Source organism: Pseudomonas sp. 29 (assembly GCF_002754355.1).
GTDB lineage: Bacteria > Pseudomonadota > Gammaproteobacteria > Pseudomonadales > Pseudomonadaceae > Aquipseudomonas > Aquipseudomonas neuropathica.
In genome coordinates, this window is the sequence record NZ_PEEY01000001.1 from 4,112,706 (window position 1) to 4,139,507 (window position 26,802).

Genomic DNA, 26,802 nt, shown 5'->3' on the forward strand with positions numbered 1-26,802 from the left:
TATGCCGCCCGTCAGATGTGCAGGATGTATTCACGAACCAGTTTGCTGCCGAAATACGCCAACATCAGCAGGCAGAAACCGGCGAGGGTCCAGCGAATCGCCTTGTGACCGCGCCAGCCGAGACGATTGCGGCCCCACAACAACACGCTGAAGACGATCCAGGCCAGGCAGGCCAGCAGGGTCTTGTGCACCAGATGCTGGGCGAACAGGTTCTCGACGAACAGCCAGCCGGAAATCAGCGACAGCGACAGCAGTGTCCAGCCGGCCCAGAGGAAGCCGAACAGCAGGCTTTCCATGGTTTGCAGCGGCGGGAAATTCTTGATCAACCCGGACGGGTGCTTGTGCTTGAGTTGGTGGTCTTGCACCAGCAGCAGCAAGGCCTGGAACACCGCGATGGTAAACATGCCGTAGGCGAGGATCGACAACAGAATGTGCGCGAGGATGCCCGGCTCTTCGTCGATGATCTGCACCGTGCCGGTCGGCGCGAACTGCGCCAGCAGCACGGTGATCGCGCCCAGCGGAAATAGCAGCACCAGCAGGTTTTCCACCGGGATTCGCGAGCAGGCAATCAGTGTCAGCGCGATCACTGCCGCGGCAATCAGGCTCGAGGCGCTGAAGAAGTCCAGGCCCAGACCGATCGGGGTCAGTAGGTGCGTGAGCAGACTGGCAGCGTGGGCCACCACGGCGAGAGCGCCGAGGCTAACCAGCAGGCGTTTGTTCGCCTTGGCACCAGTGGCCAGACGAGTGCTCTGATAAAGGGTCGCAGCGGCATATAGAAGGGCGGCGGCGAGAGTGGTCAATAAACTGGGTGACAAGGGGAGCATAAATCCTGTTAGGCAGGCCCGAAAGGGGCTGAGTTTGGCATAGAACCGCCATGGCACGAAAGACTCAGGAAGCTGACAGCGAGGTGTCCGCCAGCCGCAGTCTTCGCTATAATCCGCGACCTGCCCACGCCGCAGGCTCGCCGAGCACATGTTGATTCCGGTCTGGGCCGCCATTATCCCGGTCTACACAGGGCCTGAAAGGATCGCGCAATGTTTGAAAACTTAACCGACCGTCTCTCGCAGACGCTGCGCCATGTCACCGGCAAGGCGAAGCTGACCGAGGACAACATCAAAGACACCCTGCGTGAAGTGCGCATGGCGTTGCTCGAAGCCGACGTCGCTCTGCCGGTGGTCAAGGACTTCGTCAATTCGGTCAAGGAGCGCGCTGTCGGCACCGAGGTGTCGCGCAGCCTGACGCCGGGCCAGGCGTTCGTGAAGATCGTCCAGGCCGAACTCGAAAGCCTGATGGGTGCGGCCAACGAAGATTTGAATCTAAGCGCTGTGCCGCCCGCCGTGATTCTGATGGCCGGTTTGCAAGGTGCGGGTAAAACCACCACCGCTGGCAAACTGGCGCGCTTCCTTAAAGAGCGCAAGAAGAAGTCGGTCATGGTCGTGTCGGCGGACGTCTACCGTCCTGCGGCGATCAAGCAGCTGGAAACCCTGGCCAACGACATCGGCGTGACGTTCTTCCCGTCCGACCTGAGCCAGAAGCCGGTCGACATCGCCACCGCAGCTATTAAAGAAGCAAAACTGAAATTCATCGACGTGGTCATCGTCGATACCGCCGGTCGTCTGCACATCGACGAAGAGATGATGGGTGAGATCAAGGCGTTGCACGCCGCGATCAACCCGGTCGAAACCCTGTTCGTGGTTGACGCCATGACCGGTCAGGATGCGGCCAACACGGCCAAGGCCTTCGGTGATGCACTGCCGCTGACCGGTGTGATCCTGACCAAGGTCGACGGCGACGCCCGTGGCGGTGCCGCCCTCTCTGTGCGCGCCATCACCGGCAAGCCGATCAAGTTCATCGGTATGGGCGAGAAGAGCGAAGCGCTCGATCCGTTCCACCCTGAGCGTATCGCCTCGCGGATTCTCGGCATGGGCGACGTGCTCAGCCTGATCGAACAGGCTGAAGCGACGCTCGACAAGGACAAGGCCGACAAACTGGCCAAGAAGCTGAAGAAGGGCAAGGGCTTCGACCTAGAAGACTTCCGCGATCAGCTGCAACAAATGAAGAACATGGGCGGCCTCGGCGGGCTCATGGACAAACTGCCGAGCATCGGCGGCGTCAACCTGTCGCAAATGGGCAATGCCCAGAACGCCGCAGAGAAGCAGTTCAAGCAGATGGAAGCCATCATCAACTCCATGACCCCGGCCGAGCGCCGCGACCCTGAGCTGATCAGCGGTTCGCGCAAGCGTCGGATCGCCATGGGTTCCGGCACCCAGGTGCAGGACATCGGTCGCTTGATCAAGCAACACAAGCAGATGCAGAAGATGATGAAGAAATTCTCCGCCAAGGGCGGTATGGCGAAAATGATGCGTGGCATGGGCGGAATGTTGCCCGGCGGCGGCATGCCAAAAATGTAAGGTGTCCCGTCTCATCCATTTCACTCGCCAAAAGTGAGTGAAATGGGTGAGACGGGATACTGGAATCTCGCCGGTCGTCGCACCGGCGCAGGCCCCGCAAGGATGCGGGATCAACAGCAAACCCGCACTCGGCGGGAGCTGACTGGCCGTTTTCATCGACGGCTCTATATGCAGATCTGCACGGCATGCCATAGGCGCCGGAAAAAGTCATTTGCAAAAATCCGGATATTCCTTAGAATATGCGGCCTTTCGGGCACCCATGCCCGCTGTGCATTTAGATTTGCAGCACCGACTACAGGAACGATGTTCACATGCTAACAATCCGTCTTGCCCTTGGCGGCTCCAAAAAGCGCCCGTTTTACCACCTGACCGTAACCGACTCGCGTAACCCGCGTGACGGCTCCCACAAAGAACAGGTTGGTTTCTTCAACCCTGTTGCACGTGGTCAGGAAACCCGTCTGTCCGTGAACCAAGAGCGCGTAGCCTACTGGCTGAGCGTTGGTGCACAACCTTCTGAGCGCGTTGCTCAGTTGTTGAAGGAATCTGCCAAGGCTGCGGCCTGAGCAATATGAACGCGACGCCTGCTGTTGCCGATGATTTGATCGTTATTGGCAAAATTTATTCTGTTCATGGCGTTCGCGGCGAAGTGAAGGTTTATTCCTTTACTGATCCGACTGAAAACCTGTTGCAGTACAAAACCTGGACGCTCAAGCGCGAAGGCAATGTGAAACAGGTCGAGCTGGTCAGTGGACGCGGGAACGACAAGTTTCTGGTCGCAAAGCTCAAGGGTCTTGATGATCGTGAAGAAGCTCGTCTTCTGGCCGGTTATGAGATCTGCGTGCCGCGCAATCTGTTCGCTGAATTGACCGAAGGCGAGTACTACTGGTACCAGCTGGAAGGTCTGAAGGTCATCGACACCCTTGGGCAATTGCTCGGGAAAATCGATCATCTTCTGGAAACCGGCGCCAATGATGTAATGGTCGTCAAGCCTTGCGCTGGCAGCCTGGATGATCGCGAACGCCTGTTGCCCTATACGGAGCAATGCGTGTTGGCTGTCGACCTGGCCGCGGGCGAGATGAAGGTGGATTGGGACGCGGACTTCTAAACGTGGCTAATTTGCGCGTAGAAGTGATCAGTTTGTTTCCCGAGATGTTTTCCGCCATCGGCGACTACGGCATCACCAGTCGTGCGGTCAAACAGGGGCTCTTGCAGCTGACCTGTTGGAATCCGCGAGATTACACGACGGATCGGCATCACACTGTGGACGATCGCCCGTTTGGCGGTGGTCCGGGCATGGTGATGAAGATCAAACCCCTGGAAGATGCTCTGGTTCAGGCCAAGGCAGCAGCCGGGGAGGCGGCGAAGGTGATTTACCTGTCCCCCCAAGGCCGTCAACTGACTCAGTCGGCGGTACGCGAGCTGGCACAATCGGATGCATTGATCCTGATTGCCGGCCGCTATGAAGGCATTGACGAGCGCTTTATTGAGGCTCATGTCGATGAAGAGTGGTCGATTGGCGACTATGTACTGTCTGGCGGCGAGCTGCCGGCCATGGTCCTGATCGATGCGGTTACACGACTGCTGCCTGGAGCTTTAGGGCATGCGGATTCCGCTGAGGAAGATTCCTTTACGGATGGTCTGCTGGATTGCCCGCACTACACCCGACCTGAGGTGTATGCGGATCAGCGTGTTCCCGACGTGTTGCTGAGTGGCAATCACGCGCATATCCGGCGTTGGCGTTTACAGCAGTCCCTTGGTAGGACCTTTGAACGACGCGCCGATCTTCTGGAAAGCCGCTCGCTTTCTGGAGAAGAGAAGAAGCTGCTCGAGGAATACATCCGCGAGCGGGACGATAGTTAACAACGTATCGATGGTAGATCGAACGATTTACCTTAGGAGCACAGCATGACCAACAAAATCATCCTTGCACTCGAAGCAGAGCAGATGACCAAAGAAATCCCTACCTTCGCCCCAGGCGACACTATTGTCGTTCAGGTGAAAGTGAAGGAAGGCGATCGTTCCCGTCTGCAAGCGTTCGAAGGCGTTGTAATCGCCAAGCGTAACCGCGGCGTGAACAGTGCGTTCACCGTTCGTAAAATCTCCAACGGTGTTGGTGTAGAACGTACTTTCCAGACCTACTCCCCGCAGATCGACAGCATGGCTGTTAAACGTCGCGGTGACGTACGTAAAGCCAAGCTGTACTACCTGCGCGACCTGTCGGGTAAAGCAGCTCGCATCAAGGAAAAACTGGCTTAAGCCCAGCTTCCGATGCAGAAAAAAGCAGCCTACGGGCTGCTTTTTTGTTGCCTGCAATTTATTCAACGTATTTTCGTTTCAGGCCAGAACCATGACTCCCCGCGACCAGGAAATCCAGCGCCGTACCGAACTCTCGGTAACTCGCGTAACCAAAGCCGTCTTCCCGCCGACCACCAACCACCACAACACCTTGTTCGGCGGCACAGCGCTGGCATGGATGGATGAAGTGTCCTTCATCACCGCCACGCGTTTCTGCCGCTTGCCACTGGTCACCGTGTCGACTGACCGTATCGACTTCAACCACGCGATCCCGGCCGGTTCCATCGTCGAGCTGGTCGGGAAGGTGATCAAGGTCGGCAATACCAGCCTCAAGGTCGAGGTGGAAGTGTTTGTCGAGAGCATGAGCTGTGATGGCCGCGAGAAGGCGATTCATGGGCAGTTCAGTTTTGTTGCTATTGATGATGACAAGCGGCCGGTGCCGGTGCTGCCCGGGTTTGCTGCCTGATCCAGATTAGAGTCGAGCCTTTCGCGAGCAAGCTCGCTCCCACAGGAAGTGTGTCGTTCACAGTTTTTATGTTCGACACGAACCCTGTGGGAGCGAGTTTGCTCGCGAAGGCGTCAGCTCAGGCGCCGCTGGCCTCAGGCTGAATCAACGCCAGCAGCGTCCACCCGGATCCTGGTTTCAAAGCAGTCTCCGGCGTCACCACATGCACCCACCCGCTGTCATCGCGCATAAACAGCAAGGTCGCACGATTACCATGCAGCGCGCGGTAATCCTCCCAGCCAAAACCATCCGTCAGCGTCGTGCTGTATAACTCCGCACCCTGGCCCATCTGGCTGGCGAGTTTCGCGTAAGTAAACGCCTCGCTGCCCAACTGATTGCCACGATGTTCAAGGCTGGCGCGGTGCTTGTCACTGCGGCGGCTTTCATGGCCGCTGGCCAGACCGAACAGGCGCTGATGGCCGAAATCATGCCGAAAGCGCATCGCCGCCAGGGTATTGAGTTCACCCGACGGCGACAGCGCCAGCAAATGCCCCAGTCCGACCAGATCCAGATGCGCATCGGCATGTTGCGAGGCCGGATTGCCGAAGTAAGTCGGTAATCCTTCCATGCGCGCCGCACGAATATTTTCCCAGCTCGAATCGGTCAGCAGCACGCGACTGCCCAGTTGCTGCAACGACTTGGCCAAATCGCGCGCGGGGCTGTTGGCGCCGACGATCAGAAATCCGCTCGGCGCCGGCTCCGCGACCTTGAGCAGTCGGGCCAGTGGCCGCGCAGTCGCACTTTGCAGGACCACAGTGCCGATGATCACCGCAAACGTCAGCGGCACCAGCAGCAATGCTCCCTCGTGCCCGGCCTCATGCAGGCGAATCGCGAAAATCGCCGACACCGCCGCTGCAACGATCCCGCGCGGCGCAATCCAGCACAGCAACGCGCGCTCACGCCAACTCAGGCTGGAACCGGCCGTGCTGAGCAGCACGTTCAGCGGTCGAGCGATCAGTTGAATCACCAACAGCAGAATCAGCACGAGCGGCCCCAGTCCGATCAGCGCGTACAAATCCAGGCGCGCCGCCAACAGGATGAACAGCCCGGAAATCAGCAGCACACTGAGGTTTTCCTTGAAGTGCAGGATGTGCCGTACATCCACACCTTTCATGTTCGCCAGCCACATGCCCATCAGCGTTACCGCCAGCAGGCCGGATTCATGCATCACTTCGTTGGCGGCAATGAAAATCCCCAGCACCGCCGCCAGCGAGGCGAGGTTATGCAGATACTCCGGCAGCCATTGCCGGCGGATCACGGTGCCGAGCAGCCAGCCACCGACAATGCCGAACACCGCGCCGCAGAGAATCACCCCGCCAAAGGTGAACAGACTCTGCTTGAGGCCGTGCCCTTCGGCGCTGGCAATGATGAAGCTGTAAACCACCACGGCGAGGAGGGCGCCGATCGGGTCGATAACGATGCCCTCCCAGCGCAAAATGTTGGCGATCGAGGCTTTCGGCCGCACCACGCGCAGCATCGGCACGATGACGGTCGGGCCGGTGACCAGTGTCAGGCTGCCGAACAGGATGGCCAGCATCCAGTCGAAGCCGAGCAGAAAATGCGTGGCGACCGCGATGACGATCCAGGTCGAGATCGCGCCAATGGTCACCAGTCGATGGACGACGCTGCCGATCTCCTTCCACTCCGACAGGTGCAGGGTCAAGCTGCCCTCGAATAGAATCAGCGCGACCGCCAGCGACACCAGCGGCATCAGCAGCGGCCCGAACATCTCCTGTGGATCGAGCCAGCCCAGCACCGGGCCGACCAGAATCCCCGTCAGCAACAGAAACAGAATCGCCGGCAACTTCAGGCGCCAGGCCAGCCATTGGCAACCCAGCGCGGCCGCGCCGATCCCGCCAAATGCCAAGAGAATTTGCTGCTCGTTCATTGATGCTCCCTGTTCCTTGAATTAGCGGGCTATGAAAGACTAGCGCCCATTCCTACAGTTCACTCTACATTTGCGCACAGTCTTGAGGCTGTGTGACTTGAGCGCCCATGCCTGCCATCGACCATCCACTGATTGATCAATTCCTCGACGCTTTATGGCTGGAGAAAGGCCTGTCCGATAACACCCGCGGCGCCTATCGCAGTGATCTGGCGCTGTTCAATGGCTGGTTGCAGGAGAAAAACCTGGAACTGATCAATGCCGGCCGTGAGCTGATCCTTGATCACTTGGCCTGGCGTCTGGAGCAGAACTACAAACCGCGCTCCACTGCCAGATTTCTTTCCGGGGTGCGTGGCTTTTATCGCTATTTGCTGCGGGAAAAGATGATCAGCGTCGACCCGACATTGCGCGTCGACATGCCGCAACTCGGTAGGCCTCTGCCCAAATCGCTGTCGGAAGCCGACGTCGAGGCGTTGCTTAAAGCGCCGGACCTGAGCGAAGCCATTGGTCAGCGAGACCGCGCCATGCTCGAAGTGTTGTATGCCTGTGGTTTGCGCGTGACAGAACTGGTCAGCCTGACGCTGGAACAGGTCAACCTGCGTCAAGGTGTGTTGCGGGTGATGGGCAAGGGCAGCAAGGAACGGCTGGTGCCCATGGGCGAAGAGGCGATCGTCTGGGTCGAGCGCTATATGCGTGATGGTCGTAGCGAATTGCTCGGTGGCCGCCCCAGCGATGTGCTGTTTCCCAGTCAGCGTGGCGAGCAGATGACCCGCCAGACCTTCTGGCACCGGATCAAGCACCAGGCCAAGGTTGCCGGGATCGGCAAGTCGCTGTCGCCGCACACCTTGCGCCATGCGTTTGCCACGCACTTGCTCAACCATGGCGCGGATTTGCGCGTGGTGCAGATGTTGCTCGGCCACAGCGACCTCTCTACTACACAGATCTACACCCATGTCGCCCGCGCTCGATTGCAGGATCTGCACGCCAAACACCACCCGCGCGGCTGAACAAAAATTCCTGTGGGAGCGAGCCTGCTCGCGAAGAGGGAGTGTCAGTCAGCGTTCATTTAGCTGACACACCGCTTTCGCGAGCAGGCTCGCTCCCACAAGGATCTGTGCAGTCCTGAAAGAGTGGCGACAGGCGCATTCGGCCACCGTGACCTTATGTGTTAGGCTTTGCCGGTTTGCACGATGGACGGTTATGACCCGGTGTTCCGGCACGGGCGTTCTGATCGATCCATTTGTCCGCCTTCAGGAGTTCTCATGCGTCTGACCCAGATTTTCGCCGCCGCAGCCATTGCGTTGGTCAGTACCTTTGCCGTCGCCGATGACGCGGCCGACAAAGCCATTCGTCAAAGCCTGGAAAAACTCGAACTCGAGGTTCCGGTAGAAAGCATCAGCGCCAGCCCGTTGCCGGGCATGTACGAAGTCAAGCTCAAGGGCAGCCGCGTGCTCTACGCCAGCGCCGATGGCCAGTACATCGTTCAGGGTTACCTGTTCCAGCTCAAGGACGGCAAACCGGTCAACCTGACCGAGAAGACCGAACGCCTGGGCATCTCCAAACTGATCAATGCCATCCCGGTGGCCGAAACCGTGGTCTACCCGGCCGTGGGCGAAACCAAGTCGCACATCACCGTGTTCACCGACACCACCTGCCCGTACTGCCACAAGCTGCACGCCGAAGTGCCGGAGCTGAACAAGCGCGGCATCGAAGTGCGTTACGTTGCGTTCCCGCGCCAGGGTCTGAACTCGCCGGGTGACGAGCAACTGCAAGCCGTGTGGTGCTCGAAAGACAAGAAAGCCGCCATGGACAAAATGGTCGATGGCAAGGAGATCAAGGCCGCCAAGTGCGATAACCCGGTTTCCAAGCAGTTCGCCCTAGGTCAGTCGATCGGCGTGAACGGCACACCGGCCATCGTTTTGGCTGACGGACAAGTGATTCCGGGCTACCAGCCTGCGCCACAAGTCGCCAAACTGGCACTGGGCGCGAAGTGATTCGCATCGTCACGGTCAGCCGTGACGATCATGGTCCGGCAGCTGCATCGCCGGGCCATCAATAGAGAGCCGCGAGCACGCGGTTGTTTTCCGGCCGACCCCGCGTCGGCCGTTTTATGGGGAGTTCACAGTGAATCCGGTCAAAGTAGGCATCTGTGGGTTAGGGACCGTCGGTGGCGGTACCTTCAACGTACTTCAGCGCAACGCCGAGGAAATTGCTCGTCGTGCCGGGCGTGGAATCGAAGTGGCACAAATTGCCATGCGCACGCCAAAGCCTCAGTTCCAGACGACCGGTATTGCGATTACCAACGATGTCTTCGAAGTGGCCACGAACCCTGAGATCGACATCGTCATAGAGCTGATGGGCGGCTACACCGTTGCCCGCGAGCTGGTACTCAAGGCCATCGAGAATGGCAAGCATGTGGTCACCGCGAACAAGGCTCTGATTGCCGTTCACGGTAATGAGATTTTCGCCAAGGCACGCGAGAAAGGCGTGATCGTGGCATTCGAAGCGGCCGTGGCCGGTGGCATTCCGGTGATCAAGGCGATCCGTGAAGGCCTGTCCGCCAACCGCATCAACTGGGTCGCCGGGATCATCAACGGCACCGGTAACTTCATCCTCACCGAAATGCGCGAGAAGGGCCGTACCTTCGAAGACGTGCTGGCCGAAGCCCAGGCACTGGGTTACGCCGAAGTCGATCCGACCTTCGACGTTGAAGGCATCGACGCCGCGCACAAACTGACGATTCTGGCCTCCATCGCGTTCGGCATTCCGCTGCAATTCGACAAGGCTTACACCGAAGGCATCACCAAACTGACCACCGCCGACGTCAACTACGCCGAAGCGCTGGGCTACCGCATCAAGCACCTCGGCGTGGCGCGCAGCACTGCCGCCGGCATCGAGTTGCGCGTGCACCCGACGCTGATCCCGGCCGATCGCCTGATCGCCAACGTCAACGGCGTGATGAACGCGGTGATGGTCAACGGTGATGCGGCTGGTTCGACGCTGTTCTACGGCGCTGGCGCCGGCATGGAGCCAACCGCCTCGTCGGTAATTGCCGACCTGATCGACGTGGTTCGCGCCATGACTTCCGACCCGGAAAACCGCGTACCGCACCTGGCATTCCAGCCGGATTCGCTGTCGGCCCATCCGATCCTGCCGATCGAAGCCTGCGAAAGCGCCTACTACCTGCGCATCCAGGCCAAGGACCATCCGGGTGTACTGGCTCAGGTGGCGAGCATCCTCTCGGAGCGCGGCATCAACATCGAGTCGATCATGCAGAAGGAAGTTGAAGAGCAAGACGGTCTGGTGCCGATGATCCTGCTGACCCACCGCGTGGTCGAGCAACGTATCAACGATGCGATCGCCGCCCTCGAAGCCCTGGCCGGCGTGAATGGTCCGGTTGTCCGGATCCGCGTCGAGCACCTGAACTAAGTCGTTGTCCTGCACCCGTCCCGTGCACGGGGCGGGTGTCGTGAACACTCTCCATTGGAGTCAGTCATGCGTTACATCAGTACCCGCGGCCAGGCACCGGCCCTGAATTTCGAAGACGTCCTGCTGGCCGGTCTCGCCACCGACGGCGGTCTGTACGTTCCGGAAAACCTGCCACGTTTCACTCAGGAAGAAATCGCTTCGTGGGCCGGCCTGCCGTATCACGAGCTGGCCTTCCGGGTGATGCGTCCGTTCGTTACCGGCAGCATTCCGGATGCCGATTTCAAAAAGATCCTTGAAGAAACCTACGGTGTGTTCTCGCACAGCGCCGTGGCGCCGCTGCGTCAGTTGAACGGCAACGAATGGGTGCTGGAGTTGTTCCACGGCCCGACTTTGGCGTTCAAGGACTTCGCTCTGCAACTGCTCGGTCGTCTGCTCGACTACGTGCTGGAAAAACGCGGTGAGCGCGTGGTCATCGTCGGCGCCACCTCGGGTGACACCGGCTCGGCGGCCATCGAAGGCTGCAAGCACTGCGAAAACGTCGACATCTTCATTCTGCACCCGCACAACCGTGTGTCCGAAGTGCAGCGTCGCCAGATGACCACGATTTTCGGCGAGAACATCCACAACATCGCCATCGAAGGCAACTTCGATGACTGCCAGGAAATGGTCAAGGCGAGCTTCGCCGACCAGAGCTTCCTCAAAGGCACGCGTCTGGTGGCGGTGAACTCGATCAACTGGGCGCGGATCATGGCCCAGATCGTCTACTACTTCCACGCGGCCCTGCAGTTGGGCGGTCCGGCGCGTTCGGTGTCGTTCTCGGTGCCGACCGGCAACTTTGGCGACATCTTCGCCGGTTACCTGGCGCGCAACATGGGCCTGCCGATCAACCAGTTGATCGTCGCCACCAACCGCAACGACATCCTGCACCGCTTCATGAGCGGCAATCAGTACGTCAAGGAAACCCTGCACGCCACGCTGTCGCCGTCGATGGACATCATGGTCTCGTCGAACTTCGAACGCCTGCTGTTCGACCTGCACGGTCGCAACGGCGCGGCCATCGCCGGTCTGATGGACACGTTCAAGCAGGGTGGTGGTTTCAGCGTCGAGCAAGAACGCTGGACCGAAGCCCGCAAGCTGTTCGACTCGCTGGCCGTGGACGACGCGCAAACCTGCGAAACCATCGCCGAAGTTTACGAGCAGACCGGTGAAGTGCTGGATCCGCATACCGCGATCGGCGTCAAGGCCGCGCGCGAATGCCGTCGTAGCCTCGATATCCCGATGGTGATTCTCGGCACCGCACATCCGGTGAAATTCCCGGATGCGGTAGAGAAAGCCGGTGTAGGAAAAGCGCTCGAGCTACCTGCACATCTTTCTGATTTGTTTGAGCGAAACGAGCGTTGCACCGTTTTGCCAAACGAGCTGAAAGCCGTGCAAGCCTTTGTCAGCCAGCATGGCAACCGCGGCAAGCCGCTTTAAGCCGGTAAAAGCTGTCACATTTTGAAGCCCGTCTCCTGACGGGCTTTTTTGTTTCTGCTGCCACACTGTGCGGGTTTTCACCCACGAAGGACGGGTGAGTCGATCACGAAGGAAGTGGCAATGCTGTTTTATAGAGGTTTGAAACCGGCACTGAGTGGGCTGTTCTTGTTCGGATTACTGGCTTTGATGCGCAGCAGCGAGGCGGCGCAACTGGCGCTGCATGACGATGCCGCGACTTCCAGGGTCCAGCCCATCGAACTGGCTGCGCACGAGCGTCAGTGGATTCGAGACAACCCCGAGGTGAAGGTGACGTCGTTGCAGTACCCGTTGTATCTGTTCCAGGATGAGCACGGGCAGTGGAGCGGCTTGAATAATGATGTACTCAAGCGCGTGACGGCGATGACCGGGTTGCGTTTTGTGCATCAGGAGTCGTTTTCCACCGATCACATGCTCGAACGTCTGGAAAGCGGATCGGCGGATATCAGTACGACCCTGGCCATGAGCGAGGAGCGCAAGGCGTTTCTGGATTACAGCCATGCATTTGGTGGTGCGGGCTGGGTGTTTGTCGGCCGCGCTGACGCGCCCCGGCTGGAGGCTTTTGAGCAATTGAGTCAACGGGTGTTGGTGCTGCCGGCCCGGCATGCGCTGGAAGACATGATCCGGCGTGACTTCCCGTCGATCGAGATTCGCTCGGTCAAGACCTACGCTGAGGCGCGAGCACTGGTCGAGAGCGGTGAAGCTTACGCCACCATCGAGAACGAAATCGGCGCTCAGCTGTATCCTTTGGGGTTGCTCAAGGTGGGCGGTCTGGTCGAAGGTAAATGGGAAGCGGATAACCTGGCCGTGCGTAAAGGCATGCCAGTGCTCTTGAGTATTCTCAACAAGGCCCTTGAGGCTTTTCCTGCGGCGGAGTTACGGGCGATCCGGCTGAAATGGCTTGAGGGTGTTGCACCGGTGCCCGTGCCGTCGGTCTGGCAGCAGATGCTCGAATGGGGTTGCTGGGGCATGGGCGGACTCGGCGTGTTTGGCCTGCTTTTCCTGATATGGAATCGGCGACTGACGGCCGTGATCAAACTGCGTCGCGCGGCGGAAAAGGATCTGGGCGATCAACTGGCGTTTCAGCACGCGTTGATCGACTCCATGCCCGACCCGGTGTTCGTCCGTGATCTGCAAGGGCGGCTGATCATGTGCAATCGCAGCTATGAGGAGGCCTTGTCGATTCGACTGGATCAGGTGCTGGGGAAGTTGCTGATCGAGGTTGACGCGCTGCCGCAGGCTACGGCGCTGATGCTGCACGACGAGTTCCTGGTGCAGTTGCGTACCCGCAAGTCGCGCTTCAGCAAGCGCCGATTGCAATTCAAGAGTGGTCCCCGCGAGGTCTATCAGTGGACAGTGCCGTTCTACAGCGCCGACGGCAAACTGCGTGGACTTTTGGGGGGCTGGACGGACATCACCCTGCGTCGTACAGAGAGCGGGTGTCGATGTCTGCAATGAAGATGGGAAATGTCCTATAAGACGCGACTACTTTTCCGATGGGAGGCTTAGGACGGCTGCCCTAGAGTGACAACAACTGCGGTGAGAGTCCGCGATTGTCGCCTCCAGAGGTCGCTTATGCGCTCGCTTAAAGTCCTGATACTTGAACCCAATCCGTTCCAGCTGATGGCATTGCATCAAATGCTCAATGCCATTGGCATCTATGACGTGCTGACGGCGCCGTCGCTGGCCTCTGCGCTGTCTTCGCTGGGCCATCGCGGCGCGGTCGACATCGCCATTTGCGATCCGCAACTCAAGGGTGGCGATGGCCTGGCGCTGATTCATCATCTGGCGACACGGCATGAGGCGCGTGCGTTGATCCTGCTGGGGGCGGTCGCGCCAAGCCTGCTGAACGATCTAGAGCCTTTGCTGTGTGAACACCGCCTGCGGCTGCTGGGGCGCCTGCAAACCCCGGTGTCGGCGGTGCTGATGCGCGGTTTGCTCGACAGTTACCTGAGCGCCGCTTCGCCAACTCTCCAGGTTTGACGGGGACGGTTATTTTTCTGTCATCTTCGCCGTGCATGCTCTGACAGACCGGTGACTCCAGGAGCGGAGCGATCGGTATGCAGAACTTTCTTCTCGGGCCGGTGGTCATTTATTGTGAACACGCCCCAGGCACACAGTTTTCGGACTATTGAGTGGAGATCGAGATGGAAAGTATCAGTCTATTGCTCGGTGAGGCTCTGAGCCCGTATCAGGTTTCGTTGTCTCCAAACGGTTCCCATGGCGAATGCCTGGTGACCTTGAAGAACAGTCACGGCGCCATTGTGGTGGAACGCGAATTCAATCAGGCACAACTGACCGACAAGCGCCAGTTGACCGATGTCGTTGACGGTTTGCACCGCGACGTTCTGATTGCGGAGGGAAGGCTGGAACCCTGTGTGATCGCGGCATTGCGCAACGCCGCGCTGGATAAACGTGCGGCGCTGTAAAGATGAAATATTTTTTGTGGGAACCTTCCTGCATCCCTGTCAGTCAGACCCGGTAACAGCAGGATCAAGCATTGTGCTCCGGTGCTTGTCGCTTGCTGCTACGGGTCTTTATGTAGGCCACGTTTAACCCCGAGTCGTCTCCCCACTTCTCGGGGTTTCTTTTGTCTGCGATTTGCTCATGGCGCCGCTTGTTGCTCGAAGAACGATCGGGCCTGTTCGAGGTAGTCACTTCGCATCGCGGGGTCCAGCCAGTCGGCGTACAACTGGTTCAGTTGATCGTGGGGAAGGGTGCGCAGCAGTTGGTTTATTTCGCTGATTGCCTGACGGCCCTGGTGTGTGTCGGAGCAGCCGATGTAGCCCGACAGGTATTTACCGGTGCCGCGGATCGGATAAAACAGCAACTCGTCTTCGGCGATTTGCGCCAGATGAGCCTGATAACGAATTTCTGGCCAATAGCCCAGCACCACCTGTAATCGTCCCAGGCGCTGCATCAGCAGCAGATTGTTCAGGGCCTCGTTGCCGTAATGAGGCGTCAGGGCGTCCGTGGGGGCCTGGCGCAGCAAGTCATCGACTATTGCACCGTAACTGCGTTCCGCCACGACACCGATTTTCACTTGGCCATTGGCTAGAAGCGATGCCAGATCGATTTCACCTTCCACGAGAAACGGTGCCAACACTTCGCGATCTTTCTGACGCACCACCAGCCCATTACTGACGGCGCGGAAGGCCGGGATGGAATACGCGATCCATTGCGCGCGCTCCTTGCTCCAGATCAGCGACGGGTCGCAGGTGAAGGAGGCTTCGTGAAGCATCTGGATGCCTCGGGCTCGATTGACTCGCATCAACTTGTGTTCGTATTGCGGCATGCCGGCAATCAGCATCGGCATGAGGTGATCAATGACACCCTGGCCTTTTTTCGGGCCTTCAAAAATGGTCAGGGGCGGCAGGTCGCGCAGTAACCAGGTCAGCGTCGGTTTCGCCTGCGCGCCGTTCGACAACATGAGTAAAAACAACAAGCCGAACAACCGCCACGTCCACCAGTGATGGGCGCGGTTGGTGTGCGATGTCTGCCGGCGTTTCAGCTTAAATGGCTCCGTCTTCGCGCAACTTGGCGATCTGGCGCTCGTCGTAGCCAAGATCGTGAAGTACCTGCGCATTGTGTTCACCCAATTGCGGTCCGACCCATTCCGAACTGCCGGGTGTCTCTGAGAGTTTCGGCACGATGCCCGGCATCTTGAAATCTTTGCCGCCGGGCAGCTTGGCCTGCAGGAACATCTCTCGGGCCAGGTACTGCGGATCGCTGAACATGTCCTCGGCGCTGAAGATCCGGCTGGCCGGTACTTCGGCCTGATTGAGCAGGTCGAGCACGGATTGCAGCGGCAACGAATTGACCCAGCGATCGATCACGCCGTACAACTCGTCGCGACGATTGTCACGCCCGTCGTTGCTGGCCAGCGTAGGGTCATTGGCCAGGTCTTCACGGCCGATGATCAGCATGAAGCGTTTGAAGATCGCGTCACCATTGGCGCCGATCTGCACGTGTTTGCCATCGGCGCTGGTGTGGATAGAGGAGGGCGTGATGCCGGGCATGATGTTGCCGGTGCGCTCGCGGATAAAACCGAACACGTCGAACTCCGGCACCATGCTTTCCATCATCGCGAAAATCGCTTCATACAACGCGACATCGACAACCTGGCCTGTGCCGCCATTGACTTCGCGATGACGCAGCGCCATTAGCGCGCCGATCACGCCCCATAGCGCGGCAATCGAATCGCCAATGGAAATTCCGGTGCGCACCGGTGGGCGGTCCTCGAAACCGGTGATGTAGCGCAAGCCGCCCATGGACTCACCCACCGCACCGAAGCCGGGCTGATCCTTCATCGGCCCGGTCTGGCCAAAACCGGACAGGCGCACCATCACCAGTTTCGGGTTCAACGCGTGCAGGGTTTCCCAACCCAGGCCCAGTTTTTCCAGCACGCCGGGGCGGAAGTTCTCGATGAGGATGTCGGCTTCACTGAGCAGTTTTTTCAGGATCGCCAAGCCGTCAGGGTGTTTGAGGTTCAGCGTCAGCGACTTTTTATTGCGCGCCTGGACGAACCACCACAGCGACGTGCCTTCATACAGTTTTCGCCACTTGCGCAATGGATCCCCGCCGTCGGGCGATTCGATCTTGATCACTTCGGCGCCGAACTCGCCGCAAATGCGCGAGGCAAACGGCCCGGCAATCAATGTACCCAATTCAATGACTTTCACACCGCTGAGCGGTTTGTTGGCGAACGGCATACTGAATCCTGTAGGACAAGGCTAAGCAGATACAGCGTTTTAACATAGCCGGCTGTCAGACGCCGCAGCTTGATCGCCATCAATTCGATGATTGCCTACTGCATCGGTTAGACTTGCCGACTTTCCTCGTATCAAGAAGCCCGTTCATGGCCCAGCCGTCCACTACCTACAAATTTGAACTGAACCTCACCGACCTCGACCGCAGTGTCTACGAGAGCGTCAAGCAGACCATCGCCCGTCACCCTTCGGAAACCGAAGAGCGCATGACCGTGCGACTGCTGGCCTACGCCCTCTGGTACAACGAGCAGTTGTCGTTTGGTCGCGGTCTGTCAGACGTGGATGAACCTGCACTGTGGGAAAAGAGCCTGGACGACCGTGTTCTGCACTGGATCGAAGTTGGCCAGCCTGACGCTGATCGCCTGACCTGGTGCTCGCGTCGCACCGAGCGCACCAGCTTGCTCGCTTACGGCAGCTTGCGCGTCTGGGAAACCAAGGTGATCCCGGCGATCAAGAACCTGAAAAACGTCAACATCGCGGCCGTCCCTCAGGAAGTGCTGGAGACGCTGGCCAAGGACATGCCCCGCGTCATCAAGTGGGACGTGATGATCAGCGAAGGCACGATCTTTGTCACCGACGACCGTGGTCAGCACGAAGTCCAGTTGCAATGGCTGCAAGGTGAGCGCGGCTGATCCCGCATCACCACCGCAATAATCCCACGTAATCAAGAGAAGTCTCTGTCACCCCATGCGTATCGAACCTCGTCAACTGCCTGCCACTCTGCCGTTTCTCGGTGATCTGCCACCCTTGCTGACCCGCTTGTACGCGGCGCGGGGCGTGCAGTCCGAGGCGGAGCTGGACAAGAGCCTGGCGCGGTTGATCCCGTTTCAGCAACTCAAGGGCATCGATGCGGCGGTAGACCTGCTGGTGACGGCGCTGGAGCAACGCCAGCGCATCCTCATCGTCGGCGACTTCGACGCGGACGGGGCGACCGCCAGTACCGTCGGCATGCTTGGTTTGCGCTTGCTCGGTGCGGCGCACGTCGATTATCTGGTGCCGAACCGCTTCGAATATGGCTACGGCCTGACCCCGGAAATCGTCGAGGTCGCACTGACCCGCGAACCGCAATTGCTGATCACCGTCGACAACGGCATCTCCAGCGTCGAAGGCGTGGCCGCTGCTAAAAAGGCCGGCCTCAAAGTACTGATCACCGACCACCACCTGCCTGGCGATGAACTGCCGCTGGCCGATGCACTGGTCAACCCGAACCAGCCCGGCTGCGAATTCCCGAGCAAGGCACTGGCCGGCGTCGGGGTGATTTTCTATGTGTTGATGGCGTTGCGTGCACGTTTGCGCAGTCTCGGCTGGTACGAGAACAAGCCGCAGCCGAACATCGGTGAACTGCTCGATCTGGTGGCGCTGGGCAGCGTTGCCGATGTGGTGCCGCTGGACGCCAACAACCGGATTCTGGTGCATCAAGGCCTCGAGCGGATTCGCGCCGGGCGCGCACGGCCGGGGATCAAAGCGATTCTTGAAGTGGCCAAGCGAGACGCTGCGCGCATTACCTCCACCGATCTCGGCTTTATTGTCGGCCCGCGCCTGAATGCTGCCGGACGTCTGGATGACATGAGCCTGGGCATCGAATGCCTGCTCACTGCCGACGCCAACCTGGCCCGGGAAATGGCCGCGCAACTGGACGGCATGAACCAGGATCGCAAATCTATCGAACAAGGCATGCAGCGCGAGGCGCTGGCGCAGCTCAAGGACTTGCCGGTCGAATCGATGCCGTTTGGTCTGTGCCTGTTCGACCCGGAGTGGCACCAGGGTGTAATCGGGATTCTCGCGTCGCGGATGAAAGAGCGCTATTTCCGTCCGACCATTGCCTTCGCCGATGCCGGTGATGGCTTGCTCAAGGGCTCCGGGCGTTCGGTGCAAGGCTTCCACATTCGTGACGCGTTGAGCGTGGTGGCGGCGCAGCATCCGAACCTGATCGCCAAGTATGGTGGCCACGCAATGGCCGCTGGTCTTACCTTGCCGCAGGAGAATTTTCCGCTTTTCGCCGAGGCCTTTGACGCTGAGGTGCGTAGGCAACTTCGCGAAGAAGATCTGACCGGGCGCATGCTGACCGATGGCACGCTGGCGGTTGAAGAATTCCACCTCGAACTGGCGCGCGCCTTGCGCCATGCCGGGCCTTGGGGGCAGCACTTCCCGGAGCCGCTGTTTCATGGCGTGTTTCAGTTGGTCGAACAGCGAGTGGTCGGCGAACGGCACCTGAAAGTGGTGCTGAAGAGCGAATGTGGCTCGGTGAAGCTGGATGGTATTGCCTTTGGCGTTGACCGTGATATCTGGCCGAACCCGACGATTCAGTGGGTTGAACTGGCTTATAAGCTCGACGTTAACGAGTTTCGGGGTAACGAGACTGTTCAGTTGATGATTGCCCACATCGAACCGCGCTAAGCCCTTCGCGAGCAGGCCCGCTCCCACAGGTACGGTGTCGTCCTTTGTGGGAGCGAGCCTGCTCGCGAAAGCGTCCTTTCACACACTGAATCACTCTGAACCCTCCCTCATCCCCGGTTGTCGACTAGGCTCTAAGCACTGCTTGATTGGCCTTGTGACGTCTTGTCGAATTTTTTGCCCGCGGGGGCGGGTGCTGCATCTTTTTCCTGTCACTCGTCGACTATTCAAACAGAACCCTGGAGCCTGCCCACTGATTTGAGAGGTGCCCCATGAGTCTGCTGCTTGAACCCTTCACTCTGCGCCAACTGACCCTGCCCAACCGCATCGCGGTGTCACCGATGTGCCAATACTCCAGTGTCGACGGCCTCGCTAACGACTGGCATCTGGTACACCTCGGCAGTCGCGCGGTAGGTGGCGCGGGTCTGGTATTTACCGAAGCCACGGCGGTCACGGCCGACGGGCGGATCACCGCCGAAGACCTTGGCCTGTGGAACGACGAACAGATCGATCCGCTACAACGCATCACCCGCTTCATCACCGCCCAAGGTGCGGTCGCCGGGATTCAACTGGCCCACGCCGGGCGCAAGGCCAGCACCCATCGGCCGTGGATCGGCAAGCATGGCAGTGTCAAACCCGATGATGGCGGCTGGACACCGGTCGGCCCGTCACCGATTGCTTTCGATCCGCAGCACACGCAACCGAAACAGCTGGATGAAGGGCAGATCGCCGACGTCATTCAGGCGTTTGTCGACGCCGCCAAACGCGCGCTGAAGGCGGGTTTCAGCGTTGTCGAGGTACACGCGGCGCATGGTTATCTGCTGCACCAGTTTCTTTCGCCGCTGAGTAATCAGCGTCGCGATCAGTACGGGGGATCGTTCGAGAACCGCATTCGTCTGGTGCTGCAAGTGACCGAAGCGGTGAGGGCGGTCTGGCCGGAGGAGTTACCGGTGTTTGTTCGCGTGTCGGCCACTGACTGGGTGGAAGACGGCTGGAACCCGGATGAAACCGTGGAACTGGCGCGACGTCTGCACACCCTCGGCGCGGATCTTATCGATGTGTCGTCGGGCGGGACGGCGGCCAACGCGGAAATTCCGGTCGGGCCGGGCTATCAGACGCGCTTCGCAGAGCGTGTGCGCAAAGAGTCAGGCATCGCCACCGGCACCGTGGGAATGATTACCGAGCCGGCGCAGGCCGAGCATATTCTGCGCACCTGTCAGGCTGACATCATTTTCCTCGCTCGGGAGCTGCTGCGTGATCCTTACTGGCCACTGCATGCCGACGATGATCTGGGGGGGCGCAAAGCGGTGTGGCCGGCGCAATATCAACGGGCAACGCATCGTGATCAGCCGATTCATGAGTCTGATTTGCGCGATTGAGTGAGTTGTGAAAAAGCAAAAAGCCCCGGTCAGTGATGGCCGGGGCTTTGTTTCTGTTGGGTGTTTTTGTGCTGACTGGGCGGATGCTATCGCGAGCAGGCTCACTCCTACAGTTGATCTGCGTCGCACACACATCTTGTTAACGACACATAACCCTGTAGGAGTGAGCCTGCTCGCGATGAGGCCCAATCAGACGCCGGAGAACCCTCAAGGGTACTTACGCTTGTCCGGCGCCGGCGGGAAATACTGGTACAACCAGGTCTCGCTCAACGTGCGATCGTTGGTGCGAATAAACAACCGCAGCTCCACCGGCTCCACGCTGTCACTGGTCGGGTACCAGTCAAACAGAATCCGATAGCCCTTGATGTCATCCAGCACCAGTACGCTGAAATCCTGCACCTTGCCGTTCGAGCACGTCACCACCGGTTCGATTCCGGTGCCTTGCGGCAGTCGATCCAGACCACCGCCAGTGAAGTCCACGGCAAAACGACGCGCCCACACCGGCGGGTAATGCTCTCCCGGTGCCCAGCCTTCGGTGAATCCGCCCATGCCGGAACGGGTCGCGTGCACCCGTGCCAACGGCGTGCCCACGGGCGGCAATGCGCTCCAGTAAAGCTTGTAGCCGTAGTTCAGCGAATCCCCGGCAGCCACCGGTTTTTTCGGGGTCCAGAACGCGACGATGTTATCGAGAGTCTCGCCGGTGGTAGGGATTTCCAGCAGATCGATAGAGCCTTCGCCCCACGCCGTGGTCGGTTCTACCCACAGGCTCGGGCGCTTGCTGTACCAGTCCACGGTGTCCTGATAGTTGGCGAATTCATGGTCGGTCTGCACCAGACCGAAGCCTTTCGGATCGGTGTCGGCAAACGCATTGAATTGCAGGGTCGCCGGGTTGTTCAGCGGGCGGCAGATCCACTCGCCGTTGCCGCGCCACATCGCCAGACGATCCGAGTCGTGGATCTGCGGGTGGATGGTGTCGCACATGCGGCGCTCGTGGGTGCCACAACTGAACATACTGGTCATCGGCGAGATGCCCAATTGCTCGATCGCCGTACGCGCATTGATGTGCGCATCGACTTCCATCACCACGCGCTCGGCCTGGCAGTCGATGTCGAAACGGTAAGCGCCAGTGGCACTCGGCGAGTCGAGCAGGGCATACACCACAAATCGGGTGGCGTTCTTGTCCGGTGTCTCGAACCAGAACTTGGTGAAGTCAGGGAATTCTTCGCGTTTCTTGGCGTAAGTGTCGATCGCCAGGCCGCGCGCCGAGAGGCCATATTGGCCAGTAGCGTCTACCGCACGGAAATAGCTGGCGCCGAGGAACGACAACACATCGTGACGATCCAGCTCCGGCGCTTTGAACAGCTTGAAGCCGGCAAAACCGAGGTCACCCTTGAGCTGCTGGGTGTCGACCGAAGTGTTTTCATAGTTGAACAGCGCCGGGCGGAAATGCACCTCGCGGGCAGTGCGCGTCTTGGCGTCGACGCTGTACATGCGCACCGGCTGACGGAACCCCATGCCGACGTGGAAGAACTGCACGTCCAGCTGACCCTTGTTTTCCTTCCACAGCGAATGCTCGCCGTCGTAGCGGATCGCATTGAAGTTCTGCGGGGTCATGGTCGCCAGGGTTGGCGGCAGCACCTGTTTGGTGTCCTGATAGGCGCTGCCGGCCAGTTGCTTGGCCTGGCGCTTAAGCGCTTCGAAGTCGAAGGCCTGAGCCTCGCCATCGGCGGCGCCGCCATTGGCCGCCCATGCACGGCTGGCCAGCAGGCCAGTGGCCGAAAGACCGGTGTAAGCCGCAATGGCCATGGACGCTTTGAGCAAATTCCTGCGGTGCATATATACAACCTGTCGTGTGCAATCCCGCGCCGTTCCTGGCACGTGCTGGATCAGAAATAACGGTTCGGACAAGCCTTCGGCCAAACGCAACGGACTATTAACAGATGCCCGCTAGCTTAAACGGTTCGCTCGCAATGCAAAATTCGTTGATTCACCGCGCCAGTGTGTCAATGAAACAAGACATGTCGGTTAAACATCTGACAGGGCATTCTGATTTACACGGCATATCTGCTTTTTTCGACTAATTACTCTAAAAACCGCTTTTCAGCGCCGATTTAATTTCTATTCTATGGGCATGACCGGTGCTGACCGGTAGGGCACACGGCGCTGCTGTAAGGGGCAGGGCGATGTGGTGGTTTAGCAATTCTTTGAAGTATTGAAGGACATCGTCCATGGCAAAAATACAAGGGATCACCGACATGTTGGGCATCTTTCCTTGCCTGGGCAGCGGCCGCAAAAGGCGTCGGCTCAGCTCTGACGAAGTGAAGCTGGTGGAGCGTTATCGGGAGCTTTCGGAGAATGACCGGATTGCGATGCGCTATCTGGTGGACGCGATGCGGAGTGTTTCGCGGTTTTGAGTGGAAATAAAAAGGGGCGGACTGAAAGGTCCGCCCCTTTTTTATTTGGATCAGCTACACGTTCCCAGTACTGGATACGGCCGCTGGCCGTTTATCAACTCTGGAACATCCCGCCATTTGACCCACGCCTGATGTTGCCAGTGCAGCAACGGCACGGTGACGCCTGCCCAATGCATCGAACTCAGGCTCGGATGGTTTCCCACTGGGCTTGAATGGGTGTCGCGCAGCATCGGGATGACTTCATGGCTCAGCCATTGGCGCAGGTGTCTGTTTTCCGGAACGAAGTGATGGACGAGCAGGGCGAACAGGCCGGATTCGCTGACCATCGCGCAATCGATGATTTCGCCGTCCCGACGCAGAAGGACATGGCGACGCTGGTCGGGATCGAGTTTCAGGGTGAGGCGTTCGTTCAGGGGATAACCCATCAAGCGACCGAGATCCTGCACGCAGAACCAGGCTTCGTGATCTTGCATGAAGGCGTGGAGGAAGCGGTTATGGCGAGTGAAGACGGTGGGGGTGAAGAAAGCGGAGGTTTCAGAAGGAATTTGTACGTGGTTAGGCATTTGTCGACTCCAATATCGAGAATAGAGCCGCCACTCAAATGAGCGCGGTTGCGCCATGTTGATTTTCTTCCGGCTTCGACACCGGGCCGCTGATTTCGCTGCCGAGAGAAAGCCTATCGGCTAGCAACCTACGACGCCAAGTCGGCTATATCGATACCTTCTGTAGGAAAGAGGATTTATCTCTGAGGGTCGTATCTGTAGGAAATGCCTGTTTTTGCATAGGAGCTGGCGAGACCGCTCCTAACCAGTGTTTTTTCCGTTATTTGTTTGAATCTTGCGCATCGCTGCAGATGCCCGGCCCTTGGTTTCAGGGCTCAAAGGATTGTTACGAATAAAGGAGAATTCAATGAAGGTGTCTCTCAAGCAGATCAACGGCCCTTGGGATCAGGGCTGGGTGCTGGACAAACACATGGTAAGTAGTACCTTTCTTGGCAACGATGATCGCGGACACCCATGCTTCGATAATCGGCGCACTGAGATTGGCGAGGCGACCTACCAGCTCAAATACCAGAAGGATTGGACTCAGGTCAGTCCACTTGCCCAAGCGGTAGCGACAAATGTGTTCCCAAAGCTGAATCAGGTGGGGTTTGTAGTGCCTATGCCCGCTTCAAATATTCGTCAGCGACAACCGGTAACTGAAGTTGCCCTGGCGTTGGGCCGAATTATCGGTCGGCCGGTTTTCACGGATTTGCTTCGAAAAGCGACCACGGGAAAGTCGCTCAAGGATTTACATTCCAAAGCCGACAAGGTTGCCGCGATTGGAGACAGTTTCAGCGTCAATGATGAAATCACCACCGATGGAAGCTGGAATGTTTTGGTTGTAGATGATTTGTTTGATAGCGGGGCGTCGATGGACGCGGCCTGCGCTGTTCTGCGTAAATATCCGAAGGTAGGGAAAATTTACGTCGCAGCGCTAACTTGGAAGTGAACTCAATGACGACTGTATTTATTGCCGGCTCTATCAACATCAAGAACCTTGATCCGAAGGTTAAAGAGCGTATCAATAATATCGTGGCGTCTGAGTTTGAGGTGGTAATTGGGGATGCAGGAGGCGCCGATACCTCCATTCAGGCGTACCTGCTGAGTCTCGAACGATCCAGAACTACGGTGTTCTGCAGCGGTTCTGCTCCGAGGAATAACCTTGGACAGTGGCCCGCCAGAACAGTCGACTCCAAGCATTCCAAGGGGTCGAGAGCCTTCTTCACCGAGAAAGACGTTGTCATGGCCGAGGCAGCTGACTACGGTTTGATGATCTGGGACGCAAAGAGCACCGGTACGCTCAGTAACGTCATTGAACTGTTGTCGAGAAAGAAGAAGTCGCTTGTTTTCGTCAACAAGGAAAAGGAATTCAAGGTTGTCGGAGACGTCAGTCAGCTCGAAGAGTTGATTGCATTCATGTCCGATCACGCCAAGCAAAAAGCCAATGAAAAAATCAAACTGTTCGACCGTATTTCACTGTTGAAGCACGATCAGGCAGAGCTTTCTTTTTGATGATGTTTCTTGGCTTTCCTGAACCCCGGCACCTTGTCGGTGCCGGGATCGCAGGCTCTTAGCGACTCACCTTCCAAGCATCCCCAGCCGGCGCCTTGCCATGGTCATACGGCTTGCCAATCCACATATAAACCAAGCCCAAGCCAATCACGATCGCCGTGCTTAACACCATCGCATAGTTCACATACCATGCCGCATCCGGCGTACGTGGCCAGGCCATGTTGATGATCGCGCCAACGCCATACACCAGCGCGCCGATGTTCACCGGCCAGCCCCATGCGCCGAGGGTGAATTTGCCGCTCGGCTTCCAGCCTTTACTGCGGGCGTACAGTGCGGCCAGGACGATCATCTGGAACGCGAGGTAGATGCCGATGGCGGCGAAGCTGACGATGGTGGCCACGGCGTCTTGCAGGAAGAAGCCGAGGGCGATGATCAGTGCCGGCAGGACGCCGGACACAAACAGTGCGGCAACCGGTACTTGGGTGGTAGGAGAAATCTTTTTCAGCAGTCGGCTGCCGATGACCATTTCATCGCGAGCGTAGGAGTACAGCAGACGGCTTGCCGCTGCTTGTAGGCTGATGACGCAGGAGATGAAGGAAATCATTACCACGCCCATCACCACTTTCGAACCGACCGGGCCGAAGGCGTTGTTGAGGATGGTGGTGACCGGGTCTTTGTCGGTGCCGTTGATCACCGCTTGCATGTCCGGCACGGCGAGAATCAGCGCCAGGCAGGCGAACATTGCCGCGATGCCGCCGATGTAGATGGTCATGCGCATGGCCACCGGGATTTTTGCGCTCGGGTTCGGGGTTTCTTCAGCGACGTCGCCGCAGGCCTCGAAGCCGTAGTAGAGGAACATCCCCGCCAGCGATGCGGTGAGGAAGGCCGGCAGGTATGAGCCGTCAACGCTGATGTCGAAGGTGTTGAACAGCACGCTCAGCGGTTGGTGACGCTCGAACACCAACAGGTAAACACCGACGATCACTGCGCCAACCAGTTCGCAGAGGAAGCCGAACATAGCGATACGCGCCAGCACTTTGGTGCCGCTGAGGTTGACCAGTGTGGCGAACAGGGTCAGCACCAGGGCGATGACGATGTTGGTGTTGTTGCTTGGCTCAAAACCGAGCATGGCGGCCAGATACGGGCCAGCGCCGACCGCAACTGCAGCAATGGTGACGCAGAGGGCGATGGAGTAGATCCAGCCGACCATCCATGCCCATTTCTTGCCGACCAATCGGCGTGCCCAAGGGTAAACACCGCCGGAAATCGGGAACTGCGAAACCACTTCGCCGAAGATCAGGCACACCAGCAACTGGCCGCAACCGACCAGCAAATAGGCCCAGAACATCGGTGGCCCGCCGGCGGCGAGGCACAGACCGAAGAGGGTATAAACCCCTACGACCGGTGAGAGATAAGTGAAGCCCAAGGCGAAGTTTTCCCACAGACTCATGCTGCGGTTGAAGTTCGAGGTGTAGCCCAGTTTGCGCAGTTGTTCGGCATCGCTGTCGGCAACGGCTGCGGCGAGATCGGGTGAGGCACTCATGTGTGATTGCTCCGTGAAATCGGCAGATTTCGGATGGCCGAGGCCGTGGCGGGGCTTTGTGGGCGCCGCCCGGTTCGGTAGTTATTGTTAGGTGTGGAATCCTGGTGGTGCGTAGTGCCGGTTTCTTTCCTGATACCGGGGTGACGCCTTCGCGAGCAGGCTCGCTCCCACATTTGGAATACTTACTCCTGTGGGCGCGAGCCTGCTCGCGA

General features: G+C 58.7%; 26 protein-coding genes. 19 read left to right on the top strand and 7 right to left on the bottom strand.

Translation table 11 applies throughout. From position 1 onward, the window contains the following. Positions 1–11 precede the first annotated feature (11 nt). A complete protein-coding gene (locus CLU80_RS18950) occupies positions 12–824 on the bottom strand; it encodes a cytochrome C assembly family protein (RefSeq protein WP_034154823.1) in 813 nt (270 codons plus the stop codon). Positions 825–1,034: 210 nt separating this feature from the next. Between CLU80_RS18950 and ffh the strand changes: the two genes are divergently transcribed. The 6 genes from ffh (at position 1,035) to CLU80_RS18980 (ending at position 5,172) form a co-directional block, all read left to right on the top strand. Then, on the top strand, positions 1,035–2,411 hold the full coding sequence (gene ffh / locus CLU80_RS18955) for a signal recognition particle protein (RefSeq protein ID WP_007908988.1): 1,377 nt from the start codon (positions 1,035–1,037) through the stop codon (positions 2,409–2,411). Between the two features lie 311 nt (positions 2,412–2,722). Further along, entirely contained in the window at positions 2,723–2,974 is a 252-nt protein-coding gene (gene rpsP / locus CLU80_RS18960; protein WP_016986371.1) for a 30S ribosomal protein S16, read from the top strand. 5 nt (positions 2,975–2,979) lie between these two features. Then, positions 2,980–3,516 carry a ribosome maturation factor RimM gene (rimM, locus tag CLU80_RS18965; RefSeq protein WP_093436819.1) on the top strand — a complete coding sequence of 179 codons (537 nt, stop codon included), beginning with the start codon at positions 2,980–2,982 and terminating at the stop codon, positions 3,514–3,516. Between the two features lie 2 nt (positions 3,517–3,518). Further along, complete coding sequence (trmD, locus tag CLU80_RS18970; RefSeq protein ID WP_008081628.1) at positions 3,519–4,271, top strand: tRNA (guanosine(37)-N1)-methyltransferase TrmD; 753 nt, start codon at positions 3,519–3,521, stop codon at positions 4,269–4,271. 45 nt (positions 4,272–4,316) lie between these two features. Continuing rightward, positions 4,317–4,667: a 50S ribosomal protein L19 gene (gene rplS / locus CLU80_RS18975; RefSeq protein WP_003175895.1), complete on the top strand. Its 351-nt coding sequence runs from the start codon at positions 4,317–4,319 to the stop codon at positions 4,665–4,667. A gap of 91 nt (positions 4,668–4,758) precedes the next feature. Beyond that, positions 4,759–5,172, top strand: a complete 414-nt coding sequence (locus tag CLU80_RS18980) for an acyl-CoA thioesterase (RefSeq protein ID WP_093436815.1) — start codon at positions 4,759–4,761, stop codon at positions 5,170–5,172. 118 nt (positions 5,173–5,290) lie between these two features. Here CLU80_RS18980 and CLU80_RS18985 read toward each other — a convergent pair whose 3' ends face one another. Next, positions 5,291–7,099, bottom strand: a complete 1,809-nt coding sequence (locus CLU80_RS18985; protein ID WP_099758085.1) for a cation:proton antiporter — start codon at positions 7,097–7,099, stop codon at positions 5,291–5,293. Positions 7,100–7,206: 107 nt separating this feature from the next. Here CLU80_RS18985 and xerD point away from each other — a divergent pair, with 107 nt between their 5' ends. The 7 genes from xerD to CLU80_RS19020 all read left to right on the top strand — a co-directional run bounded on the left by xerD (position 7,207) and on the right by CLU80_RS19020 (position 14,466). Next, positions 7,207–8,103 carry a site-specific tyrosine recombinase XerD gene (gene xerD / locus CLU80_RS18990; protein WP_093436805.1) on the top strand — a complete coding sequence of 299 codons (897 nt, stop codon included), beginning with the start codon at positions 7,207–7,209 and terminating at the stop codon, positions 8,101–8,103. A 255-nt stretch (positions 8,104–8,358) separates the two neighbouring features. Then, the gene (dsbC, locus tag CLU80_RS18995; RefSeq protein ID WP_007908974.1) at positions 8,359–9,090 is read left to right on the top strand and encodes a bifunctional protein-disulfide isomerase/oxidoreductase DsbC; all 732 of its coding nucleotides are present in this window, start codon (positions 8,359–8,361) and stop codon (positions 9,088–9,090) included. 130 nt (positions 9,091–9,220) lie between these two features. Next, a complete protein-coding gene (locus CLU80_RS19000) occupies positions 9,221–10,525 on the top strand; it encodes a homoserine dehydrogenase (RefSeq protein ID WP_093436800.1) in 1,305 nt (434 codons plus the stop codon). 66 nt (positions 10,526–10,591) lie between these two features. Continuing rightward, complete coding sequence (gene thrC, locus CLU80_RS19005; protein ID WP_093436796.1) at positions 10,592–12,001, top strand: threonine synthase; 1,410 nt, start codon at positions 10,592–10,594, stop codon at positions 11,999–12,001. Between the two features lie 120 nt (positions 12,002–12,121). Then, positions 12,122–13,495 (top strand): transporter substrate-binding domain-containing protein, encoded by a 1,374-nt coding sequence (locus CLU80_RS19010; RefSeq protein WP_093436791.1) that lies wholly within the window; start codon positions 12,122–12,124, stop codon positions 13,493–13,495. 117 nt (positions 13,496–13,612) lie between these two features. Continuing rightward, positions 13,613–14,020 (top strand): response regulator, encoded by a 408-nt coding sequence (locus CLU80_RS19015; RefSeq protein ID WP_099758086.1) that lies wholly within the window; start codon positions 13,613–13,615, stop codon positions 14,018–14,020. Between the two features lie 164 nt (positions 14,021–14,184). After that, the gene (locus CLU80_RS19020; protein ID WP_093436783.1) at positions 14,185–14,466 is read left to right on the top strand and encodes a DUF3509 domain-containing protein; all 282 of its coding nucleotides are present in this window, start codon (positions 14,185–14,187) and stop codon (positions 14,464–14,466) included. A gap of 176 nt (positions 14,467–14,642) precedes the next feature. Here the strand turns inward: CLU80_RS19020 and CLU80_RS19025 are convergent, their stop codons facing one another. Next, positions 14,643–15,623 (bottom strand): TIGR02285 family protein, encoded by a 981-nt coding sequence (locus CLU80_RS19025; RefSeq protein WP_175559645.1) that lies wholly within the window; start codon positions 15,621–15,623, stop codon positions 14,643–14,645. Then, positions 15,550–16,749 (bottom strand): CaiB/BaiF CoA transferase family protein, encoded by a 1,200-nt coding sequence (locus tag CLU80_RS19030; protein ID WP_099758087.1) that lies wholly within the window; start codon positions 16,747–16,749, stop codon positions 15,550–15,552. The genes CLU80_RS19025 and CLU80_RS19030 overlap by 74 nt, the downstream gene beginning before the upstream one ends. Before the next feature lie 146 nt (positions 16,750–16,895). On the opposite strand from CLU80_RS19030, the gene CLU80_RS19035 reads away from it, so the two are divergent. From CLU80_RS19035 to CLU80_RS19045, 3 genes are all read left to right on the top strand, one after another. Next, a complete protein-coding gene (locus tag CLU80_RS19035; RefSeq protein ID WP_007908961.1) occupies positions 16,896–17,438 on the top strand; it encodes a YaeQ family protein in 543 nt (180 codons plus the stop codon). 55 nt (positions 17,439–17,493) lie between these two features. Then, the gene (gene recJ / locus CLU80_RS19040) at positions 17,494–19,203 is read left to right on the top strand and encodes a single-stranded-DNA-specific exonuclease RecJ (protein WP_095050352.1); all 1,710 of its coding nucleotides are present in this window, start codon (positions 17,494–17,496) and stop codon (positions 19,201–19,203) included. 269 nt (positions 19,204–19,472) lie between these two features. After that, a complete protein-coding gene (locus tag CLU80_RS19045; RefSeq protein WP_099758088.1) occupies positions 19,473–20,579 on the top strand; it encodes an NADH:flavin oxidoreductase/NADH oxidase in 1,107 nt (368 codons plus the stop codon). A 207-nt stretch (positions 20,580–20,786) separates the two neighbouring features. Here CLU80_RS19045 and CLU80_RS19050 read toward each other — a convergent pair whose 3' ends face one another. Continuing rightward, positions 20,787–22,415 carry a glucan biosynthesis protein D gene (locus CLU80_RS19050; RefSeq protein WP_099758089.1) on the bottom strand — a complete coding sequence of 543 codons (1,629 nt, stop codon included), beginning with the start codon at positions 22,413–22,415 and terminating at the stop codon, positions 20,787–20,789. A 392-nt stretch (positions 22,416–22,807) separates the two neighbouring features. Here CLU80_RS19050 and CLU80_RS19055 point away from each other — a divergent pair, with 392 nt between their 5' ends. Further along, the gene (locus CLU80_RS19055) at positions 22,808–22,993 is read left to right on the top strand and encodes a hypothetical protein (protein WP_007908956.1); all 186 of its coding nucleotides are present in this window, start codon (positions 22,808–22,810) and stop codon (positions 22,991–22,993) included. 50 nt (positions 22,994–23,043) lie between these two features. Here CLU80_RS19055 and CLU80_RS19060 read toward each other — a convergent pair whose 3' ends face one another. Continuing rightward, a complete protein-coding gene (locus tag CLU80_RS19060; protein WP_099758090.1) occupies positions 23,044–23,556 on the bottom strand; it encodes a BRO-N domain-containing protein in 513 nt (170 codons plus the stop codon). Positions 23,557–23,902: 346 nt separating this feature from the next. On the opposite strand from CLU80_RS19060, the gene CLU80_RS19065 reads away from it, so the two are divergent. Both CLU80_RS19065 and CLU80_RS19070 read left to right on the top strand, forming a co-directional pair. Beyond that, on the top strand, positions 23,903–24,484 hold the full coding sequence (locus CLU80_RS19065) for a ComF family protein (RefSeq protein WP_099758091.1): 582 nt from the start codon (positions 23,903–23,905) through the stop codon (positions 24,482–24,484). Positions 24,485–24,489: 5 nt separating this feature from the next. Next, entirely contained in the window at positions 24,490–25,047 is a 558-nt protein-coding gene (locus tag CLU80_RS19070; protein WP_099758092.1) for a hypothetical protein, read from the top strand. Between the two features lie 58 nt (positions 25,048–25,105). Here CLU80_RS19070 and CLU80_RS19075 read toward each other — a convergent pair whose 3' ends face one another. Then, positions 25,106–26,590 carry an APC family permease gene (locus tag CLU80_RS19075; RefSeq protein ID WP_093436757.1) on the bottom strand — a complete coding sequence of 495 codons (1,485 nt, stop codon included), beginning with the start codon at positions 26,588–26,590 and terminating at the stop codon, positions 25,106–25,108. Between the last annotated feature and the right edge of the window lie 212 nt (positions 26,591–26,802).

Coding starts and splice junctions, on each gene's coding strand:
- CLU80_RS18950 (WP_034154823.1), bottom strand. CDS start 824: ATGCTCCCCTTGTCACCCAGTTTATTGACCACTCTCGCCGCCGCCCTT.
- ffh (WP_007908988.1), top strand. CDS start 1,035: ATGTTTGAAAACTTAACCGACCGTCTCTCGCAGACGCTGCGCCATGTC.
- rpsP (WP_016986371.1), top strand. CDS start 2,723: ATGCTAACAATCCGTCTTGCCCTTGGCGGCTCCAAAAAGCGCCCGTTT.
- rimM (WP_093436819.1), top strand. CDS start 2,980: ATGAACGCGACGCCTGCTGTTGCCGATGATTTGATCGTTATTGGCAAA.
- rplS (WP_003175895.1), top strand. CDS start 4,317: ATGACCAACAAAATCATCCTTGCACTCGAAGCAGAGCAGATGACCAAA.
- CLU80_RS18980 (WP_093436815.1), top strand. CDS start 4,759: ATGACTCCCCGCGACCAGGAAATCCAGCGCCGTACCGAACTCTCGGTA.
- CLU80_RS18985 (WP_099758085.1), bottom strand. CDS start 7,099: ATGAACGAGCAGCAAATTCTCTTGGCATTTGGCGGGATCGGCGCGGCC.
- xerD (WP_093436805.1), top strand. CDS start 7,207: ATGCCTGCCATCGACCATCCACTGATTGATCAATTCCTCGACGCTTTA.
- dsbC (WP_007908974.1), top strand. CDS start 8,359: ATGCGTCTGACCCAGATTTTCGCCGCCGCAGCCATTGCGTTGGTCAGT.
- thrC (WP_093436796.1), top strand. CDS start 10,592: ATGCGTTACATCAGTACCCGCGGCCAGGCACCGGCCCTGAATTTCGAA.
- CLU80_RS19010 (WP_093436791.1), top strand. CDS start 12,122: ATGCTGTTTTATAGAGGTTTGAAACCGGCACTGAGTGGGCTGTTCTTG.
- CLU80_RS19015 (WP_099758086.1), top strand. CDS start 13,613: ATGCGCTCGCTTAAAGTCCTGATACTTGAACCCAATCCGTTCCAGCTG.
- CLU80_RS19020 (WP_093436783.1), top strand. CDS start 14,185: ATGGAAAGTATCAGTCTATTGCTCGGTGAGGCTCTGAGCCCGTATCAG.
- CLU80_RS19025 (WP_175559645.1), bottom strand. CDS start 15,623: ATGCGCAGGTACTTCACGATCTTGGCTACGACGAGCGCCAGATCGCCA.
- CLU80_RS19030 (WP_099758087.1), bottom strand. CDS start 16,749: ATGCCGTTCGCCAACAAACCGCTCAGCGGTGTGAAAGTCATTGAATTG.
- CLU80_RS19035 (WP_007908961.1), top strand. CDS start 16,896: ATGGCCCAGCCGTCCACTACCTACAAATTTGAACTGAACCTCACCGAC.
- recJ (WP_095050352.1), top strand. CDS start 17,494: ATGCGTATCGAACCTCGTCAACTGCCTGCCACTCTGCCGTTTCTCGGT.
- CLU80_RS19045 (WP_099758088.1), top strand. CDS start 19,473: ATGAGTCTGCTGCTTGAACCCTTCACTCTGCGCCAACTGACCCTGCCC.
- CLU80_RS19050 (WP_099758089.1), bottom strand. CDS start 22,415: ATGCACCGCAGGAATTTGCTCAAAGCGTCCATGGCCATTGCGGCTTAC.
- CLU80_RS19055 (WP_007908956.1), top strand. CDS start 22,808: ATGGCAAAAATACAAGGGATCACCGACATGTTGGGCATCTTTCCTTGC.
- CLU80_RS19060 (WP_099758090.1), bottom strand. CDS start 23,556: ATGCCTAACCACGTACAAATTCCTTCTGAAACCTCCGCTTTCTTCACC.
- CLU80_RS19065 (WP_099758091.1), top strand. CDS start 23,903: ATGAAGGTGTCTCTCAAGCAGATCAACGGCCCTTGGGATCAGGGCTGG.
- CLU80_RS19070 (WP_099758092.1), top strand. CDS start 24,490: ATGACGACTGTATTTATTGCCGGCTCTATCAACATCAAGAACCTTGAT.
- CLU80_RS19075 (WP_093436757.1), bottom strand. CDS start 26,590: ATGAGTGCCTCACCCGATCTCGCCGCAGCCGTTGCCGACAGCGATGCC.